Origin of the sequence: Streptomyces kebangsaanensis (assembly GCF_001906585.1) — a bacterium.
Lineage (GTDB): Bacteria > Actinomycetota > Actinomycetes > Streptomycetales > Streptomycetaceae > Streptomyces > Streptomyces kebangsaanensis.
In genome coordinates, this window is the sequence record NZ_JUJA01000017.1 from 15,969 (window position 1) to 35,854 (window position 19,886).

Here is a 19,886-nt window from a genome sequence, read left to right on the forward strand (position 1 = left end):
CCTGCCGCTGGGCGACCCGCTGCGCCGCGAGACGCTCACCGCCGACTGCGTGTACGCCGTTCACGACCCTCTGGTCGGCACGTGCGTGATGGCGGCGGCCGGCTCCCTGGCCCCCGTCCTGATGCTGCCGGACCGCACCGTCACCGTTCCCGACTGCCCGGCCGGACCGTCCCTGGCCACGGGGGAGGACGCGCCCTTCGCGACGGTCGAGTTCGGGGTCCCGGAGGGCAGCGTGCTGGTCTTCGCCAGCGATCCGCGCATCACCGCCCATCTCGCGCGGTCCCCGGGCCCGCCGCGGCTCGCGCCGGGCCACGGCGAGCGCCCGCTGCGGGACCTGTGCGACGACATCGTCTACGCCCTCCCGGACGGCCTGGACGCGGGTGACGCGGCGGTGATCGTCGCACGTGTCCGCCCCTTCTCGCCGGACGGGTTCGCCTCCTGGCGGCTCGACGCGGACCCCTTCTCGGTGGCCACCGCCCGCAGCCGTGTCCGCAAACAGCTCACCGCCTGGCACGTGGACACCGAGACGGCCTACAAGGCGCAGCTCATCGTCAGCGAACTCGTCACCAACGCCCTCAGGTACGGGGCGCCGCCGATCGAACTCCGCCTGATCCACGACCGCACCCTCACCTGCGAGGTGCGGGACCACGGCCCGGCCGCCCCGCATCTGCGTCACGCCCGGGTCGTCGACGAGGGCGGCCGCGGTCTGTTCATCGTCTCCCAGCTGGCCCAGGCGTGGGGCACCCGCTTCACGGCCTCGGGCAAGACGGTCTGGACCGAGCAGTCCCTGCCCGGGGAGGAGGGCTGACCACCGTCCGTGGCCGGCGCAACCTTGTCGCAACCTCCGTGCTGCTTGTCTGGATCCCGGGCCGGGGCCTGCCCGACGGGCCCCGCGGGCCCCGGCTTCTGCTTCCGGTGCGGTGAAGGACGGCGACGATGTACGAGGAGACCCCGCGCGTCGGGCTCACGCCCGCGGCGGCCGAGCTGGTGCGGCGGCTGAGTGAGGCGCACGGGCCGCTGATGTTCCATCAGTCGGGCGGCTGCTGCGACGGCAGCGCGCCCATGTGCTACCCGGAGGGCGAGTTCCGCACCGGCGGCTCGGACGTGCTGCTCGCGGAGCTGGAGGTGGAGGGGGTGGAACAGCCGGTGGCGTTCTGGATGTCGCGCAGCCAGTACGAGGTGTGGAGCCACACCCGGCTGATCGTCGACGTGGTGCCCGGCCGGGGCAGCGGTTTCTCCCTGGAGGCGCCCGAAGGGGTGCGTTTCCTCGTCCGTTCCCGCGTGGTCGGCACCTGAGCCCCGCGCGGGACACCGCGTCAGGGGTGCAGGCTGCCGACGATCTGTGCCGTGGCCGCCAGGCCCTCGTGGATGGTGGGCGCCATGCTCGTGCCGGCCAGGAAGAAGCCGAGCAGCACGCAGATCAGGGCGTGCGAGAGCTTCAGGGCGCCGTTGCGCACGAAGATCGTCGCGATGATCAGGAACAGCAGCACCACAGAGATGGAAACAATCACCGTCGGCCTCCTCCGCCACGCCCGTATCGCGGCTTTCGGCCGCAAGTGTGGCGCAGCGGAGGGTTCGGCCGGGCGGCAGACGTGTCCTCCGAACGTGTGGTTCTGACACGTGGCCCCGGGTGCGTCAGGGGGCCTGGAGGTCGACCAGTGCGGCCAGCTCCTCGCGGTGGGCGCCCGCCGTGCCGTAGGCGAGGGAGTCGGCCTTGGCCCGCTTGAGGCGGAGGTGGGCCGGGTGCTCCCAGGTCATGCCGATGCCGCCGTGCAGCTGCAGCGCCTCCTCGGCCGCGTGGACGGCGACGGGGGCCGCGTAGGCCTGGGCGACGGCGACCGCCACGTCGGCGTCCTCGCCCCGGGCCAGCGCGTCGGCCGCGCTCCGGGCGGCGGCGCGGAGGTTGACGGTCTGAAGCCACAGCTGGGCGAGCCGGTGCTTGAGCGCCTGGAAGCCGCCGACGGGCCGGTTGAACTGCCTGCGCTCCTTCAGGTAGTTCACGGTCTCGGTCAACGACCGCTCAGCAAGGCCGAGTTGCTCGGAGGCGAGCAGTCCGGCCCCGGCGCGCAGGGCCCGGCGCACGGCGGGCTCGGCGTCGCCCAGCCGGCGTCCCGGGGCACCCTCGAGGACGATCGTCGCCACGGGCCGGGTCAGGTCCAGGGACACCCGCGGTGTGACGGTCACCGCGTCCGCCCCCACGGCGTACAGCCCGCCGTCCTCGGCCGGCACCAGCAGGACGTCGGCCACGGCGGCGTCCGCGATGCCGGCCGTCTCCCCGTGCAGGCGCCCGCCTTCGACGCGTACGGCGCGGAAGGCGCCGCCCGGTGCGGTGTGCAGCCCGACGGCCAGGGCGCCGATCCTCCGGCCGGACGCCAGGTCGGCCAGCAGCCCGGCGGCCTCCTCGCCCGCGCAGGCCAGCAGCGCCTCAGTGGCGACCACGGCGCTCGTGAGGTACGGGACAGGGGCCACGGCCCGGCCCAACTCCTCCAGGACCACGGCCGCTTCGCGGTGGGTGGCCCCCTGACCGCCCCGCTCCTCGGGCACCAGGAGGCCGGCCAGGCCCATGCCCTCGGCGAGCGACTTCCACAGCGCGAGGTCGTGCGGCTCGTCCGACTCCATGCGCGCGATCACGCCCGCCGGGCCGCAGTGGTCGGTGAGCAGGTCCCGGACCGCGGCACGCAGCGCCTCTTCCTCCTCCGAGTAGAGAAGATCCGTCATTTGGCCAGGTCCTTCCACGCGACGTCCTTGTCGGTGCGCGGCTCGGCGGGCAGGCCCAGGACGCGCTCGGCGACGATGTTCAGCAGGACCTCGCTGGTCCCGCCCTCGATGCTGTTGCCCTTGGAGCGCAGGTAGCGGTAGCCGGCGTCGCGGCCGGTGAAGTCGACCAGTTCGGGGCGGCGCATGCGCCAATCGTCATACAACAGCCCCTCCTCGCCGAGGAGTTCGACCTCCAGGCCGCTGATCTCCTGATTGAGGCGGGCGAAGGCGAGCTTCATGCCGGAGCCCTCGGGGCCGGGCTGGCCGGCGACGAGCTGCTGGCGCAGGCGTTCGCCGGTGAGGCGGGCGACCTCGGCCTCCACCCACAGCTTCAGCAGCCGCTGGTGCAGGTCGTGGGTGCGCAGTTCCGGACGTTCGCGCCAGGTCCTCGCGACCGGGCCGATCATGCCGCCCTCGCGGGGCAGCCGCATGCCGCCGATGGACACGCGCTCGTTCATGAGGGTGGTCCGCGCGACCCGCCAGCCGTCGCCGATCCCGCCGAGGCGGTGGGAGTCGGGGATGCGGACGCCGGTCAGGAAGACCTCGTTGAACTCGGCCTCCCCGGTGATCTGGCGCAGCGGCCTGACCTCGACGCCGGGGTCGGTCATGTCGCACAGGAAGTAGGTGATGCCCTGGTGCTTGGGCACACCGGGGTCGGTGCGGGCGATGAGGATGGCCCAGCGGGCGAGGTGGGCGCTGGAGGTCCACACCTTCTGTCCGTCGACCACCCAGTGGTCGCCGTCCCGGACGGCCCGGGTGCCCAGGGCGGCCAGGTCGGAGCCGGCTCCGGGCTCGCTGAACAGCTGGCACCAGACCTCCTCCCCGGTCCACAGGGGCCGAAGATGGCGCCGCTTCTGCTCCTCGGTGCCGTGGCGCAGGATGGTCGGGGCGACCATGCCGAGGCCGATGCCGATGCGGCGCGGGTCGTTGTCGGGAGCGCCCGCGGCCTCCAACTCGGCGTCCACGACGGCCTGGAGGGAGCGGGGAGCTCCGAGGCCGCCGAGGCCCTCGGGGTAGTGCACCCAGGCGAGTCCGGCGTCGAAGCGGGCCCTGAGGAAGTCGGGGCGGTCGGTCGTCGCGGGCGGATGCGCGGCCAGCAGGTCGCGGGTGCGGCGGCGCAGTCCGGCCGCGTCGACGGGGCTGTCGGTCATGCGGCGGCTCCGTTCACCGGCGCGGGCACCACGGCGATACGGCCGGTGGTGACACCGTCGGCGACCCGCTGCACGGCGGCCGCCGCCCCGTCCAGCGGCACCCGTTCACTCACCAGCGGCTTGATCGCGCCCCGGGCGGCCAGCTCGGTGAGCCGCTCGTGGCAGTGCCGGACCAGCTCGGGGTTCTTGGTGGTGTACAGGCCCCAGTGCAGGCCGAGGATCGCATAGTTCTTGACGAGGGCGTGGTTGAGTGCCGGGCTCGGGACGGCCCCGCTCGCGAAGCCCACGACCACGATCCGGCCCTCGAAGGCGACGGCCTTGGCGGACTGGGCGTACGCCTCGCCGCCGACCGGGTCGTAGACCACGTCGGCGCCCCGGCCGCCGGTGGCCTCCTTGACGGCGGCGACGACGTCCTCGCCGCGCCGGTCCACGACGACGTCGCAGCCCAGCTCCCGGGCCACGGCGGCCTTCTCCGCTCCGCCGACGACACCGATGACCCTGGCGCCGGCCGCCTTGCCGAGCTGCACGGCCGCGCTGCCGACCCCGCCGGCGGCGGCGTGCACGAGCAGCGTCTCGCCGGCCTCCAGACGGGCCCGGCGGTGCAGGCCGAACCAGCCCGTCTGGTAGCCGATGTGCAGGGCCGCGGCCTCGGCGTCGTCCAGCGCGTCCGGGGCGGGCAGGAGGGCGGCGGCGTCGGCGACGGCGTACTCGGCGAAACCGCCGTACGGCAGCGCCGGGTTGGCGATCACCCGGCGCCCGTCCCCGGTCTCGCCGCAGATCTCCACGCCCGGGGTGAAGGGCAGCGGCGGCCGGACCTGGTACTGGCCCCGGCACAGCAGCGCGTCGGGGAAGTTGATGCCGGCGGCCCGCACCTTGAGCAGGACCTGGCCGTCGCCGGGGGTGGGCGGCTCGGTCTCCTCCAGGCGCATCACCTCGCTCGGCTCGCCGTTCTCGTGCACTCGCCATGCCTGCATGCGCCGCCTCCAGGGACTGCGTCGTCGGACCGGTCGACCGCATACTAAGCGGTCGCTTGCCGATCGGGGAACACCGGAAGTCAGCCGTCCTCACCACGACGCGCCCGCCGTGACGGCCGGGCCCGTACGTGCATCCGCTCGCCCTGCGGCCCGAACAGGCTCAGGAACTCCACCGGCCCCTCCCCCGTCGACCCGAACCAGTGCGGCACCCGCGTGTCGAACTCGGCCGCCTCGCCCGCGGTCAGCACGAGGTCGTGCTCGCCCAGCACCAGCCGGAGTTCCCCGGACAGCACGTACACCCACTCGTACCCCTCGTGGGTCCGCGGGTCCGGCTCCAGCCTGCGCCGCGGTTCGAGCACCTTGAACGCCTGCAGGCCGCCCGGCCGGCGGGTCAGCGGCCAGTGGGTGCGCCCGCCGCGCACGACCGGTTTCACCCGCACCCGCGGGTCGCCGACCGGCGGGGCGCCGACCAGCTCGTCCAGGGGCACCTGGTGGGCCTGCGCGATCGGCAGCAGCAGCTCCAGGCTGGGTTTGCGCAGGCCCGACTCCAGCCGCGAGAGGGTGCTGACGGAGATCCCGGTCGCCTCGGAGAGCGCGGCGAGCGTGACCTCCCGCTCCTTCCGGATCCGGCGCAGCCGCGGGCCCACGTCGGCCAGTACGTCCTCGGTAGTCATGCGCTCATTGCAGAACCGGCAAGTTCATTTGTCAATGCGGCATCGCCCGGGCGACCTTCACGGGGGAGGTGGTCACCATGACCGAGAACAAGAGCACCGAGAACAAGAGCACCGAGGACAAGGGCGAGGGATACGAGGCCGTCGTCGTCGGAGGCGGCGCGGCCGGGCTCTCCGCCGCGCTGGTCCTCGGCCGGGCCCGGCGGCGCACGCTGCTCGTCGACGCGGGCGAGCCGCGCAACGCGCCCGCCGCGCATATGCAGGGTTTCCTGTCCCGGGACGGGATGCCGCCGGCCGAGTTCCTCGCCGTCGGCCGCGAGGAGGTCGCGCGCTACGGCGTCGAGCTGGCCCGGGACCGCGCGGTGGACGCCGTGCGGGACGCCGACGGGGGGTTCGGCGTGACGCTGGCGGGAGGGCGCACCGTGCGCGCCCGGCACCTGGTCGTCGCCACCGGCCTGAAGGACGAGCTGCCGTCGGTCCCGGGTCTCGCCGAACGCTTCGGCCGGGACGTGCTGCACTGCCCGTACTGCCACGGCTGGGAGGTCCGCGACCGGGCCTTCGGCGTGCTCGCCACCGGCCCGCAGAGTGTCCACCAGGCGCTGATGGTGACCCAGTGGTCCGAGGACGTGACCTTCTTCCTGCACGAGCTCACCGAGGCGGAGCTGTCCGACGACGACCGGCGCAGGCTCGCGGCGGCCGGGGTCCGCGTGGTGCCCGGCCGGGTGGCGGAAGTGGTCGTCGAGGCCGGCCGACTGACCGGGGTCCGGCTCGCTGGGGGCGCCCCTTCCGGGGGAGGTACGGCACACGCCCGCGAGGTGCTGTTCGTCGCGCCCCGCGCCGTCCCGCGGACCGGTCTCCTGCGGCGGCTGGGCGCCGGACTGCGCGAGACACCGTTCGGGGCGTACCCCGTGATCGACGAGCGGGGCCTGACGACCGTGCCCGGCCTGTGGGCGGCCGGGAACGCGAGCGGCTTCGCCGAGCAGGTGATCAACGCGGCGAGCCGCGGCTACCGGGCCGGTGCGGCGATCAACGGCGAGCTGCTGTTCGCCGACCTCGACGCGGCCGTCGCGGCGGGCGGTGCCGCCCGGGTGTAGGACACCGCCCTCCGGTGCACCCTGACTGCATGTTGCTCGCCCGGTCGGCCCAGGTGTCGCGGGAGGTCGCGGCCACTTCGGCGCGGTCGGAGAAGACCGCCCTGCTCGCGGAGTTGTTCCGGGAGGCGGAGGCGGACGACGTGCCGATCGTCATTCCGGACGGGCGGGAAGTGAAGCCCATGGAGACCTTGTCGGACCACCCTCGCGGGCGGCAGGGGTCGATGAAGCAGGAACCCGGGGGAGCACCGCTCCGCGGTGCAGACCGGAATCGTCTGCTTTCACGCAGGCGAGGGCGTCAACGGGAGGACAAGCGCCCGCAGGAAGCGGGCACCGTGAAGACCCTGCCGACCGTGCACCCGGAGGTGTGACGGTGAGCGGCCGGCCGGGGAAGCGGAGCGCGGGGCTGCTGCTGTTCCGGCGCACTGGCGACGACCTGGAAGTCCTGCTCGGTCATATGGGCGGTCCCCTGTGGGCCCGGCGGGAGGCCGGTGCCTGGACCGTGCCCAAGGGCGAGTACGACCCGGACGAACCCGCCTGGGAGGCCGCCCGCCGCGAGTTCCAGGAGGAGCTGGGGCTGGCGCCGCCCGACGGCGAGGCGGTGCCGCTGGGCGAGGTCCGGCAGGCGAACGGCAAGACCGTCACGGCCTGGGCGGTGGAGGCCGACCTCGACCCGGCGACGATCAGCCCCGGCACGTTCCTGCTGGAATGGCCGCCGCGATCCGGGCGGACGCGGGAGTTCCCGGAGCTCGACCGCGTGGCGTGGCTCGGCCTGGACCGGGCCCGCGAGGTGATCGTCAGGGCCCAGGCCGCGTTTCTCGACCGGCTGGCTGAGCACTCGCCCTGAGGAGGACCTCACGCGTTGCGGCGGGCACCGCGGCGCGCGAAGGTCGAAGCACAGCCCGTTCCAGGGGAGGTCAGTCATGTCCATCGCCACGGTGAACCCGGCCAACGGCGAGACGCTCAAGACGTACGAGGCCATGGGCGAGGAGGAGCTCGAGCGCCGGCTCCAGCTCGCCCAGGCCACGTTCCGCACATACCGGACGACGGCCTTCGCCGAGCGGGCCCGGCTGATGAACCAGGCCGCCGATCTCCTCGACGAGGACCAGGGGGAGGTCGCCCGTGTCATGACCACAGAGATGGGCAAGCCGGTCAAGCAGGCCCGCGCGGAGGCCGCGAAGTGCGCCAAGGCGATGCGCTGGTACGCCGAGCACGCCGAGGAACTGCTCGCGGACGAGGAGCCCGCCGCCGACGACGTGAAGGACTCCGGGGCCTCCCGGGCCCTGGTGCGCTACCGGCCGCTCGGTCCGGTACTGGCGGTGATGCCGTGGAACTTCCCGCTGTGGCAGGTGGTCCGGTTCGCGGCGCCCGCGCTGATGGCCGGCAACGTCGGCCTGCTCAAGCACGCCTCCAACGTGCCGCAGACCGCCCTGTACCTGGAGGACCTGTTCCACCGGGCGGGCTTCCCCGAGGGCTGCTTCCAGACCCTGCTGATCGGCTCCGGCGCGGTCGACGACATCCTGCGCGACGAGCGCGTGAAGGCGGCCACGCTGACCGGCAGCGAGCCGGCGGGGCGGGCGGTGGCGTCCACCGCCGGGGAGATGATCAAGAAGACGGTGCTGGAGCTGGGCGGCAGCGACCCGTTCGTCGTGATGCCGTCCGCCGACCTCGACCGGGCCGCCGAGGTCGCGGTGACCGCGCGGGTGCAGAACACCGGGCAATCGTGCATCGCCGCCAAGCGGTTCATCGTGCACACGGACGTCTACGACGCCTTCGCCGAGCGTTTCGTGGCCGGCATGAAGGCGCTCAAGGTCGGCGATCCGATGCGGGAGGACACCGAGGTCGGGCCGCTGTCCAGCGAACGGGGCCGGGCGGATCTGGAGGAGCTGGTCGAGGACGCCAAGCGGAGCGGGGCGAGCGTGCTGTGCGGTGGCGAACGGCCCGACAGGCCCGGCTGGTACTACCCGCCGACCGTGCTGGCGGGCATCACCCGCGAGATGCGCGTCCACCGTGAGGAGGCCTTCGGACCGGTGGCCACGCTGTACCGGGCGGCCGACCTGGACGAGGCCGTGCTGATCGCCAACGACTCGCCGTTCGGGCTGAGTTCGAACGTCTGGACACGGGACGAGAGCGAGGTCGACCGGTTCGTACGGGACCTGGAGGCGGGCGGGGTGTACATCAACGGGATGACCGCCTCGCACCCGGCGTTCCCCTTCGGCGGGGTGAAGCGGTCGGGGTACGGGCGTGAGCTGTCCGGGCACGGAATCCGCGAGTTCTGCAACATCACCACCGTATGGCACGGGGCGTGAGGGTTCCGCGGCTACGATCCCCTTTGTGAACCGCGAAGTGACTCTGCCTCTGATCGTCGACGACCGCGGCACGTTGCAGGTGGCCGCGGCCGATGTGAGCAAGCTGCTGCGGACGGTCGGCGGCCGGTGGCTGCGCCTGGTGGAGGCCGGCCAGGAGGATCTCGACGAGGACACGGTCGCCGCCCTGACCATCGAACTGGCCAAGCTGGCCGACCGTATCGATGTCGCCTGCATCGCCCACAGCAGCGGCGCGGCGTCTTCCGGCTGACCGGAGGAACCCGCCCCGGCGACGCGTTGCCGGGCGCTCCGGTCCGCCGCGCGGGCCGGCCACGCGGCACACGCGGTCGGGCACCCGTCCGAAGGCCGGGCCGATCATTTCATGAAGTGCTGCCTGACCAGCGGTTTTCTGGTGGGGCGGGAGAGCGCCGCCGGTGGTGCGAGGGACTTGTGGGACTTACTCGCCGTCGCCGGATTGGAGTAGTCCACCGAGAGATCACCGCCCCTTTCGGGCGATCGTGGGTGGACCACCCTTCTGGGTGCACCACCCTCTGACCGGGGGCCACCGGCCTTCCGGAAGGCGAAAGCAGGCACGGCTCATGGCCACTTTGTGCAGACCTTCGGTGTCCGTTCCAGAGCACGTGATCACGATGGAGGAAACGCTGGAGCTCGCACGCTCCCGCCACGCGGACCACCCGCAACTCCCGCTGGCCCTCCGGCTGATCGAGAACACCGGCGTGCGTACCCGGCACATCGTGCAACCCATCGAGGAGACCCTCAAACACCCCGGCTTCGAGCAGCGCAACAAGCTCTACGAGCAGGAGGCCAAGGCCCGGGTCCCCGAGGTCATCCAGCATGCGCTCGACGACGCCGGACTCCTGCCTTCCGACATCGATGTCATCATCTACGTCTCGTGCACGGGCTTCATGATGCCCTCGCTCACGGCGTGGCTGATCAACGAGATGGGCTTCGACTCGACCACCCGCCAGCTGCCCATAGCCCAGCTGGGCTGCGCGGCCGGCGGCGCGGCGATCAACCGGGCCCACGACTTCTGCACGGCCTACCCGGACGCCAACGCGCTCATCGTGGCCTGCGAGTTCTGCTCGCTGTGCTACCAGCCCACCGACCTCGGCGTCGGCTCCCTGCTCTCCAACGGCCTGTTCGGCGACGGCATCGCCGCCGCCGTGGTCCGCGGCACCGGCGGCACCGGGGTCCGGCTGGAGCGCAACGGCTCGTACCTGATCCCCGAGACCGAGGGGTGGATCGCGTACGACGTCCGGGAGACCGGCTTCCACTTCCTGCTGGACAAACGGGTGCCCACCACCATGGAGCCGCTCGCCCCGGCCCTGCGGGACCTGGCCGGACTGCACAGCTGGGACGCGTCCGACCTGGACTTCTACGTCATCCACGCGGGCGGCCCCCGCATTCTGGACGACCTCAGCAAGTTCCTGAACGTCGAGCCGCACGCGTTCCGGTTCAGCCGGGCCACGCTCACCGAGTACGGCAACATCGCCAGCGCCGTCGTCCTGGACGCGCTGCGCCGGCTGTTCGACGAGGGCGCCCCCGAGGACCGGGCGCGCGGACTGCTCGCCGGGTTCGGTCCCGGCATCACCGCCGAGATGTCGCTCGGCAGCTGGCAGATCGGGGCCGGGGCATGACCGAGGAGACGCTCACCGAGACGCTTCCCCCGGTGCGGTACTGGCCCGCGCCCGACCCGGCCGGCGTCGGCTTCGACCCGGTCCTGGCCGGCCTGATGGCGGAGGGCCCGGTCGCCCGCGTCGAGCTGCCCGGCGGCGAGGGCTGGGCATGGCTGGTGACCCGCATGGACGACGTGCGGATGGTCACCGACGACCCCCGGTTCAGCCGCGCGGCGGTCATGGACCGCCGGGTCACCAAGCGGTCCCCGCACTCCGTGCCGACCCGCGACGCGGTCGGCTTCCTGGACCCGCCCGACCACACCCGGCTGCGCCGCTCGGTCGCCCCCGCCTTCACCGCGCGCGGTGTCGAGCGGCTGCGGGAGAGCTCCCGGCGGGTGCTGGACGAGCTGGTCGACGGACTCCTCCTGGACGGCCCGCCCGCCGACCTCACGAGTGCGGTGCTCGGTCCGTTCCCGATCGCGGTGCTCTGCGAGCTGATGGGGGTGCCGCCCGCCGACCGGCCCGGCGTGCACGCCTGGACCAGGCTGGTTCTGTCCTCCTCGCCCGGCTCCGACGTCGGCGAGCAGGCCAGGGAGGAGATGGGCGCGTACTTCACCGAGCTCATCGACGCGCGCGTGGAGGGCACCGGCGAGGACGTCGCCTCACTCCTCGGCGCGGCCGTGGGGCACCGGGAGGTCACCCTGGCGGAGGCCGTGGGTCTCGCGGTGCTCCTGCAGACCGGCGGCGAGGCGGTCACCCATACCGGCGAGCAGATGTTCCACATCCTGCTGACCCGCCCCGAGCTGGCCGAACGGCTGCGCCGCGAGCCGGGGATCCGCCCGCGGGCCGTCGCCGAGCTGCTGCGCTGCATCCCGCACCGCAACGCGGTCGGGCTGCCCCGGATCGCCCTGGAGGACGTGGAGATCAGGGGCGTACGGATCCGCGCCGGCGACGCCGTCCACGTGTCGTACCTCGCCGCCAACCGCGATCCGGGCGTCTTCCCGGACCCCGAGTCGATCGACTTCTCGCGCAGCCCGAACCCGCACGTGGCGTTCGGCTCCGGCCCGCACTGGTGCCCGGGCGGGCGGCTGGCCCGGCTGGAGTCGGAGCTGCTGGTCGACGCCCTGCTGGACCGGGTGCCGGGACTGAGGCTCGCGGTGCCGGCGGACCAGGTGCCCTTCAGGAAGGGCACGTCGGTCCGCGGGCCCGAGGCCCTGCTCGTGACGTGGTGAGCCTGCCATGACCACGGAGGGACTGCTCGTGCCGCCGGGCCACGGACGCATCGTCGAAACGCCGGCCCAGCGCGTGACGTTCAAGGTCACCGGCTCGCACTCGCGGGTGGCCTCCACCTTCGAGGTGGAGGTCCCGCCCGGATTCGACGTGGGCGCCCATGTGCACACGCGCAGCGAGGAGTTGTTCTACGTGCTCGAGGGCGAGCTGGACGTGCTCGCCTTCGAGCCGCGGGTCCGGACCCCCGACCACTGGCAGAAGTGGGAGTCCAGCTCCGGCAACCGCGTGGTGCGGGCGGCCCCGGGTACGGTCATCGTCGTGCCCCCGGGCTGCCCGCACGCGTTCGCCAACCCGACCGACACCCCGGCGAAGATGTTCTTCCAGGCCTCCCCGCCCCCGGACCACGAGCGCTACTTCGAGGAACTGCTCGACATCCTGGGCAACGGAGGCCCGCCGGACCACGAGGCCATCGAAGCCCTGCGCAAGCGCTACGACATCGAGCAGCTGACGCCGCTCAGGCACCGTTGAGCACCGTTGACGCCGTCAGCGGATCGGCATTCCCGAGATCGTCCGGGAGATCACCAGCCGCTGGATCTCACTCGTGCCCTCGAAGATCGTGTAGATCGCCGCATCGCGGTGCATCCGCTCCACCGGGTACTCCCTGGTGTAGCCGTTGCCGCCCAGGATCTGGACCGCCTGGGCGGTGACCTCCTTCGCGGTCTCGCTGGCGAACAGCTTGGACATCGAGCCCTCGGCGGCGGTGAACGGCCTGCCGTTGACCGCCATCCAGGAGGCGCGCCAGACCAGCAGGCGGGCGGCGTCGATCCGGGTGCGCATGTCGGCGAGCTGGAAGGCGACGCCCTGGTTGTCGATGATCGGGCGGCCGAACTGCTCGCGGGTCCTCGCGTAGTCGAGGGCGACCTCGTACGCGGCCCGGGCGGTGCCCACCGCCATGGCGCCGACGGCGGGACGGGACGCTTCGAACGTGGCCATGGCCGCGTTCTTGAGACTCCCCCGGCCTCCGGCCGGAGGGACCCCCGCACCGCCCTTCTTGGCCTTCTCCCGGGCGCGGGCCAGCCGCTCGTCCAGCTTCTCCTTGCCGCCGAGCAGGCAGGAGCCGGGGACGCGCACGCCGTCCAGGATCACCTCGGCGGTGTGCGAGGCCCGGATGCCGTGCTTCTTGAACTTCTGGCCCTGGGCCAGCCCCGGCGTGTTCGGCGGGACGATGAACGAGGCGTGGCCCTTGGAGCCGAGCTCCGGGTCGACGGAGGCGACGACGACATGGACGTTGGCGATGCCGCCGTTGGTCGCCCAGGTCTTGGTGCCGTTGATCACCCACTCGTCCCTGGCCTCGTCGTACACCGCGCGGGTGCGCAGGGAGGCCACGTCGGAGCCGGCGTCGGGTTCGGAGGAGCAGAACGCGGCGACCTTGACGTCGCTGGCGTCGCCGTACATCTGCGGGATCCAGGTGCCGATCTGCTCCTCGGTGCCGTTGGCGAGGACGCCGACCGCCGCCAGGCCGGTGCCGACGATGGACAGGGCGATGCCGGCGTCGCCCCAGAACAGCTCCTCCATGGCCATGGGGATACCGAGGCCGGTGGAGTCGAAGTACTGCTGGGCGTAGAAGTCGAGGGAGTAGATGCCGACCTTCGCGGCCTCCTGGATGACCGGCCAGGGAGTCTCCTCGCGCTCGTCCCACTCGGCGGCCGCGGGCCGGATCACGTCGGCCGCGAAGCCGTGCAGCCAGTCCCGGACCTCCTTCTGTTCGTCGTTGAGCTCCATGGTGAACTCGGCCATGTCCCCTCCAGCGGCACGCGCGTGTTACTTGCGGTAACCCTACCGTGTTACCGACCAGTAGAAAAAGTCGACTTCCGATGCCCCGGCAGTCCGTTCGATCTTTCGGGCACGGTCAGTGTTACTTTGCGCAGGCGTCACCGAATCAGCACGGGTGGGGAGAGTTCATGGACACCACACAGCGGACCGGTCAGCAGCGGTCCGCCGACCGCCGACGGCGCGAGCTGCTGGAGGCCGCCGACCGGGTGGTGCTGCGCGACGGCCCACAGGCATCGATGAACGCCATCGCCGCCGAGGCCGGCATCACCAAGCCGATCCTCTACCGCCACTTCGGCGACAAGGGCGGGTTGTACGCCGCCCTCGCCAAGCGGCACACCGACGCCCTGCTCGACTCGCTGCGGGCCGCGCTGGACGCCCCCGCGGACCGGCGCGAGCGGGTGGAGGCCACGCTGGACACCTACCTCACGGCCATCGAGGCCCGTCCGCAGGTCTACCGGTTCCTGATGCACCCGGCGGAGGGCGGTCAGGGCGGCGACCAGGGCTTCGACGTCGGCAAGCACTCCGCCCCGCTGCTGCGCCGCATGGGCGAGGAACTGGCCCAGGTCATCGAGGAGCGGCTGGACCTCGGCCCGGGCAGCCAGCAGCTGGCCCGCGTGTGGGGGCACGGCATCGTCGGCATGATGCACGCGGCCGGGGACTGGTGGCTGGGCGAGCGCCCCTGCTCCCGCGCGGAGCTGGTGCGCGGCCTGGCGGACCTGCTGTGGGGCAGGCTGGCGGCGGCCGGGGACAAGGTGGGCGGCCCGGGCTTCTAGTGTCGCAACAGGCAACGTTCGCCCCGTCGCGACGCCCGGCACGCTCCCCCAAGCCCTTCGAGCAGGGGGGACCCCCAGAGCACGCACCGGACGCCGCTCCTTGACGGGCAAACGTTGCCTGCCGCGGCGCTAGTGCCCCGGCACTAGGAAACCCCCTGGTCCGTACGGTTCGTACGGTTCCAGGGCGCCTTCGCCGCCCGTCTCAGCGCCCTGCGCCTGCGCCACCCCGTGAGGTGGTCCGTGTACAGGCGCCCCTGGAGGTGGTCGCACTCGTGCTGCAGACACCGGGCGAAGAACCCCGTCCCGTGCACGGTGACCGGCTCCCCGGTCACCGTGAAACCTTCGACGACCGCGTGGTCGTAGCGCTCCGTCCCCGCCTCCAGACCCGGCAGGGACAGGCAGCCCTCCGGGCCGCGGACACTCACGCCGCCCGTCTCCACCAGCCGCGGGTTCACCACATGGCCCAGGTGGCGCACGTCCTCGTCGTCCGGGCAGTCGTACACGAACACCCGCAGGGACTCCCCCACCTGATTGGCCGCCAGGCCCACGCCCCGCGCCTCGTACATCGTGGCGAACAGGTCCTCCACCAGCCGGGACAGCGCCGGGCCGAAGTCGGTGACCTCGGCGCAGGGCGCGCCGAGGACGGGGTCGCCGAGCAGGGTGAGGGGCCGGACGCGTCCGCGGACGCCGGGGATCGAGCCATGTCGCATGGCGGCAAGGGTACGGTTCCCTCGGCCCACGCCAGCCGCGCGGACGCGGGCCGGGATTCGGGAGCGCCGGTGGATCTCGATAGGCTGAGGTCCCCACCACGTTGCCGGATGACTCAGGCGCGGCGCGTACGCAAGGAGGATCGAGAACTGATGGCAGGCAACTCGGACCCGCTCACGCCGCGGGCCAAGCTGGCCGTGACCGCGGGCAAGGCGGTCGCCGCGGCATCACGTGCCGCAGGTCGCGGCAGCGGTTCGGTGATCGGGGGCCGGGTGGCCCTCAAACTCGATCCCGACCTGCTCGGCCGGCTCGCCCAGCACCTGGACGTGATCCTGGTCTCGGCGACCAACGGCAAGACCACGACCACCCGGCTCATCGCCGAGGCCCTGCGGGCCGCGGGGCCGGTCGTCTCCAACGCCCTCGGCGCCAACATGCCCGCGGGCATCACCTCGGCGCTGGCGGGCGGTTCGGACGCCAAGTTCGGTGTGATAGAGGTCGACGAGAAGTACCTCGCGGGCGTGGCCCGGGACACCGCCCCCAAGTGCATCGCGCTGCTCAACCTCTCCCGCGACCAGCTCGACCGCGCCGGCGAGACCCGGATGCTCGCCGAGAACTGGCGCGAGGCCCTGACCGGGTCCAAGGCCGTGATCGTCGCCAACTGCGACGATCCGCTGGTGGTGTGGGCGGCGTCCTCCTCCCCCAATGTGGTCTGGGTGGCCGCCGGGCAGATGTGGAAGGACGACGCCTGGTCCTGTCCGTCCTGCGGCGGTGTGATGCAGCGCCCGGGCGACGACTGGTTCTGCGGCGAGTGCGGCTTCCGCCGGCCCGCCCCCAGCTGGGCGCTGAACGGCGACCACGTCCTCGACCCGCACGGCTCCGCCTGGCCGATCCACCTGCAGCTGCCGGGCCGCGCCAACAAGGCCAACGCAGCCTCCTCCGCGGCCGTCGCCGCCGTCTTCGGGGTGCCGCCGCAGGTCGCCCTGGAGCGGATGTACCAGGTGCAGGCGGTCGCCGGCCGCTACGACGTCGTGCAGTTCCAGGGCCGCGACCTGCGGCTGCTGCTGGCGAAGAACCCGGCCGGCTGGCTGGAGACCTTCTCCCTGATCGACCCGCCGCCCGCACCCGTCATCCTGTCGGTGAACGCGCGCAGCGCCGACGGCACCGACACCTCCTGGCTGTGGGACGTCGACTACACCCGCCTGACCGGCCACCCGCTCTTCGTGCTCGGCGACCGCAAGCTGGACCTCGCGGTGCGTCTGGAGGTGGCGAACCAGCAGTTCCAGGTCTGCGACGACCTGGACCAGGTCATCCAGCAGGCACCGCCCGGCCGGATCGAGGTCATCGCCAACTACACCGCGTTCCAGGACCTGCGCCGCCGCGTCGGCAACTGACCACTAAGGACGAGCACTTCATGAGCGACAACCAACTGCGGCTGGTGTGGATCTACCCGGACCTGCTGAGCACCTACGGCGACCAGGGCAACGTGCTCGTCGTGGAGCGACGGGCCCGGCAGCGTGGCCTGGACGTGGCCCGCCTGGACGTGCGCAGCGACCAGCCGATCCCGACCTCCGGCGACATCTACCTGATCGGAGGCGGTGAGGACCGCCCGCAGCGGCTCGCGGCGGAGCGGCTGCGCCGTGACGGCAGTCTGGTCAGGGCCGTGGAGAACGGCGCGATCGTCTTCTCGGTCTGCGCCGGCTACCAGATCCTCGGCCACGAGTTCATCAACGAACTCGGGGAGCGCGAGCCGGGGCTGGGCCTGCTCGACGTGGTGTCGGTGCGCGGCGAGGGCGAGCGGTGCGTCGGCGACGTGCTGGGCGACATCGACCCGCGGCTCGGCCTGCCCCCGCTGACCGGGTTCGAGAACCACCAGGGCGTCACCCGCCTCGGCCCCGCCGCCCGCCCGTTCGCCCAGGTCCGGATCGGCAAGGGCAACGGCACCGGCGACGGCACGGAGGGGGCGTACAACGACACCGTCTTCGGCACGTACATGCACGGTCCGGTGCTGGCCCGCAACCCGCTGATCGCGGACCTGCTGCTGAAGCTGGCACTCGACGTCAACGCGCTCCCGCCGGTCGACGACAGCTGGTACGAGGCCCTGCGCAACGAGCGCATCGCGGCGGCGCAGCAGCCCGCGTAGGCCTGTCGCGCCCACGCGTCGGCCCGTGCGGGAACGGTTCTTCCGCCGTGCCGGCGCGTCCCGCGCGCACCGGCCCGTCGGCACGGCGCGACCAGCCCGTCTGACGGGCCGTCCGCACAGGTGAGCGGCCTCGTCCAGCAGGCGGACGGACGGTACGGTCCCGCCCCCGGGTACCGCTAGGGTGGCGGGGACCGAGCCGGACAGCGCGGTCCGGTCCCGTGCCCATGTGGAGAAGGTTGTTCGGGCTATGCGCATTGGTGTCCTCACGTCCGGCGGCGACTGCCCCGGCCTGAACGCCGTCATCCGGTCCGTCGTGCACCGTGCCGTCGTCGACCACGGCGACGAGGTCATCGGCTTCCGGGACGGCTGGAAGGGCCTGCTGGAGTGCGACTACCTCAAGCTCGACCTCGACGCGGTGGGCGGCATCCTCGCCCGCGGCGGCACCATCCTCGGCTCCTCCCGGGTCCGCCCCGAACACCTGCGGGACGGGGTGGAGCGGGCCAGGAGCCACGTCGAGGAGCTCGGCCTGGACGCGGTGGTCCCGATCGGCGGCGAGGGCACGCTCAAGGCGGCCCGGCTGCTGTCGGACAGCGGCCTGCCCGTCGTCGGCGTGCCGAAGACCATCGACAACGACATCGCCGCCACGGACGTCACCTTCGGCTTCGACACGGCCGTGACCGTCGCCACCGAGGCGCTGGACCGGCTGAAGACCACCGCCGAGTCCCACCAGCGCGTGCTGATCGTGGAGGTCATGGGCCGCCACACCGGCTGGATCGCGCTGCAGTCCGGCATGGCGGCCGGCGCCCACGCCATCGTCGTCCCCGAACGGCCCTTCGACATCGAGGAGCTGGCGAGGAAGGTCGGCGAGCGCTTCGCGGCGGGCAAGCGCTTCGCGATCGTGGTGGCCGCGGAGGGCGCCAAGCCCAGGGCGGGCACCATGGACTTCGACGAGGGCGGCAAGGACGTCTACGGCCACGAGCGGTTCGCCGGCGTCGCCCGGCAGCTCTCGGACGAGCTGGAGCAGCGGCTCGGCAAGGAGGCCCGGCCGGTCATCCTCGGCCACGTCCAGCGCGGCGGCACCCCGACGGCGTACGACCGCGTGCTGGCCACCCGGTTCGGCTGGCACGCCGTGGAGGCCGTGCACCGCGGGGAGTTCGGCCGGATGACGGCGCTGCGCGGCACGGACATCGTGACGGTGCCGCTCGCCGAGGCGGTCGCGACCCTGAAGACGGTACCGGCGGAGCGGTACGCCGAGGCGGAATGTGTCCTGTAGGACACATGCGCAGAACACACGCGTAAGCACAAACCGCCCCCGGTCGCAAGAGCGGCCGGGGGCGGCTCTAGTCTGGGTGCGGACAGACAGCTGTGGACAGACAGCGCACAATCCCCACGAAACAGGAGCCGGCTGATGGATCACAGCGGGCACGGCATGATGGATCTGCCGCCGTTCACGCTGGAACGCGGCCTTCAGTGGTCCGCGGACCCCTTCTTTCTCGTCGCCTGCCTGCTCGGGCTCGCGCTGTACGGCTGGGGCGTGGTGCGGCTGCGGCGGCGCGGCGACTCCTGGCCGGTGGGCCGGACGGTGGCGTACGTCATCGGTGTACTGACCGTGGTCCTGGTGATGTGCACCGGGCTGAACGACTACGGCATGGTCATGTTCAGCGTGCACATGGTCCAGCACATGGTCATCAGCATGCTGTCGCCGATCCTGATCCTGCTCGGCGCCCCGGTCACGCTGGCGCTGCGCGCGCTGCCGGTGGTCAAGGGCCGCAAGGGGCCGCGCGAGCTGCTGCTGGTGCTGCTGCACAGCCGCTACATGCGGGTCATCACCCACCCCCTCTTCACCATCCCGATGTTCATCGCGAGCCTGTACGCGCTGTACTTCACGCCGTTCTTCGACTTCCTGATGGGGTCGAAGGTCGGGCACGTCGCGATGATGGTGCACTTCCTCGCGGTGGGCCTGGTCTTCTTCTGGCCGATCATGGGCGTGGATCCGGGCCCGAACCGGTCGGGTTACCTCATGCGGATGCTGCAGTTGTTCGCGGGCATGCCGTTCCACGCGTTCTTCGGCATCGCGTTGATGATGGCGACCGCGCCCATGGTGGAGACCTACATGCACCCGCCCGCCTCCCTCGGCATCGACGCCCTGGCCGACCAGAACGCGGCCGGCGGCATCGCCTGGGCGTTCAGTGAGATCCCGTCCGTACTGGTGCTGCTCGCCCTGCTCTTCCAGTGGTACGGCTCCGAACAGCGCCAGGCCCGGCGCAAGGACCGCGCCGCGGAGCGCGACGGGGACAAGGAGCTCGAGGCGTACAACGCCTATCTGGCCTCGCTGCACGCCCACGGGAACTGAGCGGGTTTTCGCATTCGGCACCCCTTTCCCGTGCTGCCCCGGGGCAGTACGGGGCACCATGGAGACAGCCGACCATGAGGAGGGTGCCGCGATGCCCGGTTCCACGGACGGTTCCACGAGAGCGATGGGGGTGCTCACCGTGGGCGCCCTCGTCGCGGTGACGGCCTACACGGTGGCGCTCGGCGGCAACGGCTGGCTGTGGTTCGGCTGGGTCGTGCTGGGCCTGATCACGCTGGGCATGATCGTCAGCCGCGGCACCTGA

The 19,886-nt window shown here is 72.4% G+C and carries 22 protein-coding genes; 15 read left to right on the forward strand and 7 right to left on the reverse strand.

What is annotated here, in order from left to right:
- Both RH94_RS41955 and RH94_RS01760 read left to right on the forward strand, forming a co-directional pair.
- On the forward strand, positions 1 to 808 hold an 808-nt coding region (locus tag RH94_RS41955; protein ID WP_234425460.1), incomplete at its 5' end, for an ATP-binding SpoIIE family protein phosphatase.
- Between the two features lie 128 nt (positions 809 to 936).
- Complete coding sequence (locus RH94_RS01760) at positions 937 to 1,296, forward strand: DUF779 domain-containing protein (protein WP_073945912.1); 360 nt, start codon at positions 937 to 939, stop codon at positions 1,294 to 1,296.
- Positions 1,297 to 1,316: 20 nt separating this feature from the next.
- Here RH94_RS01760 and RH94_RS01765 read toward each other — a convergent pair whose 3' ends face one another.
- The 5 genes from RH94_RS01765 to RH94_RS01785 form a co-directional block, all read right to left on the reverse strand.
- Positions 1,317 to 1,511, reverse strand: coding sequence for a hypothetical protein (locus RH94_RS01765; protein ID WP_073945913.1), 195 nt, complete (start codon positions 1,509 to 1,511; stop codon positions 1,317 to 1,319).
- 124 nt (positions 1,512 to 1,635) lie between these two features.
- On the reverse strand, positions 1,636 to 2,718 hold the full coding sequence (locus RH94_RS01770) for an acyl-CoA dehydrogenase family protein (protein ID WP_073945914.1): 1,083 nt from the start codon (positions 2,716 to 2,718) through the stop codon (positions 1,636 to 1,638).
- Positions 2,715 to 3,908, reverse strand: a complete 1,194-nt coding sequence (locus RH94_RS01775; protein WP_073945915.1) for an acyl-CoA dehydrogenase family protein — start codon at positions 3,906 to 3,908, stop codon at positions 2,715 to 2,717. The genes RH94_RS01770 and RH94_RS01775 overlap by 4 nt, the downstream gene beginning before the upstream one ends.
- Positions 3,905 to 4,882, reverse strand: coding sequence for an NADPH:quinone oxidoreductase family protein (locus RH94_RS01780; protein WP_073945916.1), 978 nt, complete (start codon positions 4,880 to 4,882; stop codon positions 3,905 to 3,907). Before RH94_RS01780 ends, RH94_RS01775 begins: the two co-directional genes overlap by 4 nt.
- Positions 4,883 to 4,962: 80 nt before the next feature.
- A complete protein-coding gene (locus RH94_RS01785; protein WP_073945917.1) occupies positions 4,963 to 5,556 on the reverse strand; it encodes a helix-turn-helix domain-containing protein in 594 nt (197 codons plus the stop codon).
- Positions 5,557 to 5,633: 77 nt separating this feature from the next.
- Here RH94_RS01785 and RH94_RS01790 point away from each other — a divergent pair, with 77 nt between their 5' ends.
- The 7 genes from RH94_RS01790 (at position 5,634) to RH94_RS01825 (ending at position 12,345) form a co-directional block, all read left to right on the forward strand.
- The gene (locus RH94_RS01790) at positions 5,634 to 6,647 is read left to right on the forward strand and encodes an NAD(P)/FAD-dependent oxidoreductase (protein ID WP_073945947.1); all 1,014 of its coding nucleotides are present in this window, start codon (positions 5,634 to 5,636) and stop codon (positions 6,645 to 6,647) included.
- A 370-nt stretch (positions 6,648 to 7,017) separates the two neighbouring features.
- Positions 7,018 to 7,491 (forward strand): NUDIX domain-containing protein, encoded by a 474-nt coding sequence (locus RH94_RS01800; RefSeq protein ID WP_073945919.1) that lies wholly within the window; start codon positions 7,018 to 7,020, stop codon positions 7,489 to 7,491.
- A 76-nt stretch (positions 7,492 to 7,567) separates the two neighbouring features.
- Positions 7,568 to 8,953 (forward strand): NADP-dependent succinic semialdehyde dehydrogenase, encoded by a 1,386-nt coding sequence (locus RH94_RS01805; RefSeq protein ID WP_073945920.1) that lies wholly within the window; start codon positions 7,568 to 7,570, stop codon positions 8,951 to 8,953.
- Between the two features lie 25 nt (positions 8,954 to 8,978).
- Positions 8,979 to 9,221, forward strand: coding sequence for a DUF6213 family protein (locus RH94_RS01810; protein ID WP_073945921.1), 243 nt, complete (start codon positions 8,979 to 8,981; stop codon positions 9,219 to 9,221).
- Positions 9,222 to 9,501: 280 nt separating this feature from the next.
- On the forward strand, positions 9,502 to 10,608 hold the full coding sequence (locus tag RH94_RS01815) for a type III polyketide synthase (RefSeq protein WP_267893329.1): 1,107 nt from the start codon (positions 9,502 to 9,504) through the stop codon (positions 10,606 to 10,608).
- A complete protein-coding gene (locus tag RH94_RS01820; protein ID WP_073945923.1) occupies positions 10,605 to 11,819 on the forward strand; it encodes a cytochrome P450 in 1,215 nt (404 codons plus the stop codon). The genes RH94_RS01815 and RH94_RS01820 overlap by 4 nt, the downstream gene beginning before the upstream one ends.
- A gap of 7 nt (positions 11,820 to 11,826) precedes the next feature.
- Positions 11,827 to 12,345, forward strand: coding sequence for a cupin domain-containing protein (locus RH94_RS01825; RefSeq protein WP_073945924.1), 519 nt, complete (start codon positions 11,827 to 11,829; stop codon positions 12,343 to 12,345).
- A 15-nt stretch (positions 12,346 to 12,360) separates the two neighbouring features.
- Here RH94_RS01825 and RH94_RS01830 read toward each other — a convergent pair whose 3' ends face one another.
- Entirely contained in the window at positions 12,361 to 13,614 is a 1,254-nt protein-coding gene (locus tag RH94_RS01830; protein ID WP_073945925.1) for an acyl-CoA dehydrogenase family protein, read from the reverse strand.
- A gap of 164 nt (positions 13,615 to 13,778) precedes the next feature.
- Between RH94_RS01830 and RH94_RS01835 the strand changes: the two genes are divergently transcribed.
- Positions 13,779 to 14,423: a TetR family transcriptional regulator gene (locus tag RH94_RS01835; RefSeq protein WP_073945926.1), complete on the forward strand. Its 645-nt coding sequence runs from the start codon at positions 13,779 to 13,781 to the stop codon at positions 14,421 to 14,423.
- Positions 14,424 to 14,566: 143 nt separating this feature from the next.
- Here RH94_RS01835 and def read toward each other — a convergent pair whose 3' ends face one another.
- The gene (gene def / locus RH94_RS01840) at positions 14,567 to 15,133 is read right to left on the reverse strand and encodes a peptide deformylase (RefSeq protein ID WP_073945927.1); all 567 of its coding nucleotides are present in this window, start codon (positions 15,131 to 15,133) and stop codon (positions 14,567 to 14,569) included.
- A 150-nt stretch (positions 15,134 to 15,283) separates the two neighbouring features.
- On the opposite strand from def, the gene RH94_RS01845 reads away from it, so the two are divergent.
- From RH94_RS01845 to RH94_RS39310, 5 genes are all read left to right on the forward strand, one after another.
- Positions 15,284 to 16,522 carry a Mur ligase family protein gene (locus RH94_RS01845; RefSeq protein ID WP_073945928.1) on the forward strand — a complete coding sequence of 413 codons (1,239 nt, stop codon included), beginning with the start codon at positions 15,284 to 15,286 and terminating at the stop codon, positions 16,520 to 16,522.
- A gap of 20 nt (positions 16,523 to 16,542) precedes the next feature.
- The gene (locus RH94_RS01850) at positions 16,543 to 17,271 is read left to right on the forward strand and encodes a type 1 glutamine amidotransferase (protein ID WP_073945929.1); all 729 of its coding nucleotides are present in this window, start codon (positions 16,543 to 16,545) and stop codon (positions 17,269 to 17,271) included.
- 247 nt (positions 17,272 to 17,518) lie between these two features.
- Complete coding sequence (locus tag RH94_RS01855) at positions 17,519 to 18,544, forward strand: 6-phosphofructokinase (protein WP_073945930.1); 1,026 nt, start codon at positions 17,519 to 17,521, stop codon at positions 18,542 to 18,544.
- A gap of 135 nt (positions 18,545 to 18,679) precedes the next feature.
- Positions 18,680 to 19,624 (forward strand): cytochrome c oxidase assembly protein, encoded by a 945-nt coding sequence (locus RH94_RS01860; RefSeq protein ID WP_073945931.1) that lies wholly within the window; start codon positions 18,680 to 18,682, stop codon positions 19,622 to 19,624.
- A gap of 91 nt (positions 19,625 to 19,715) precedes the next feature.
- Entirely contained in the window at positions 19,716 to 19,886 is a 171-nt protein-coding gene (locus RH94_RS39310) for a hypothetical protein (protein WP_199880840.1), read from the forward strand.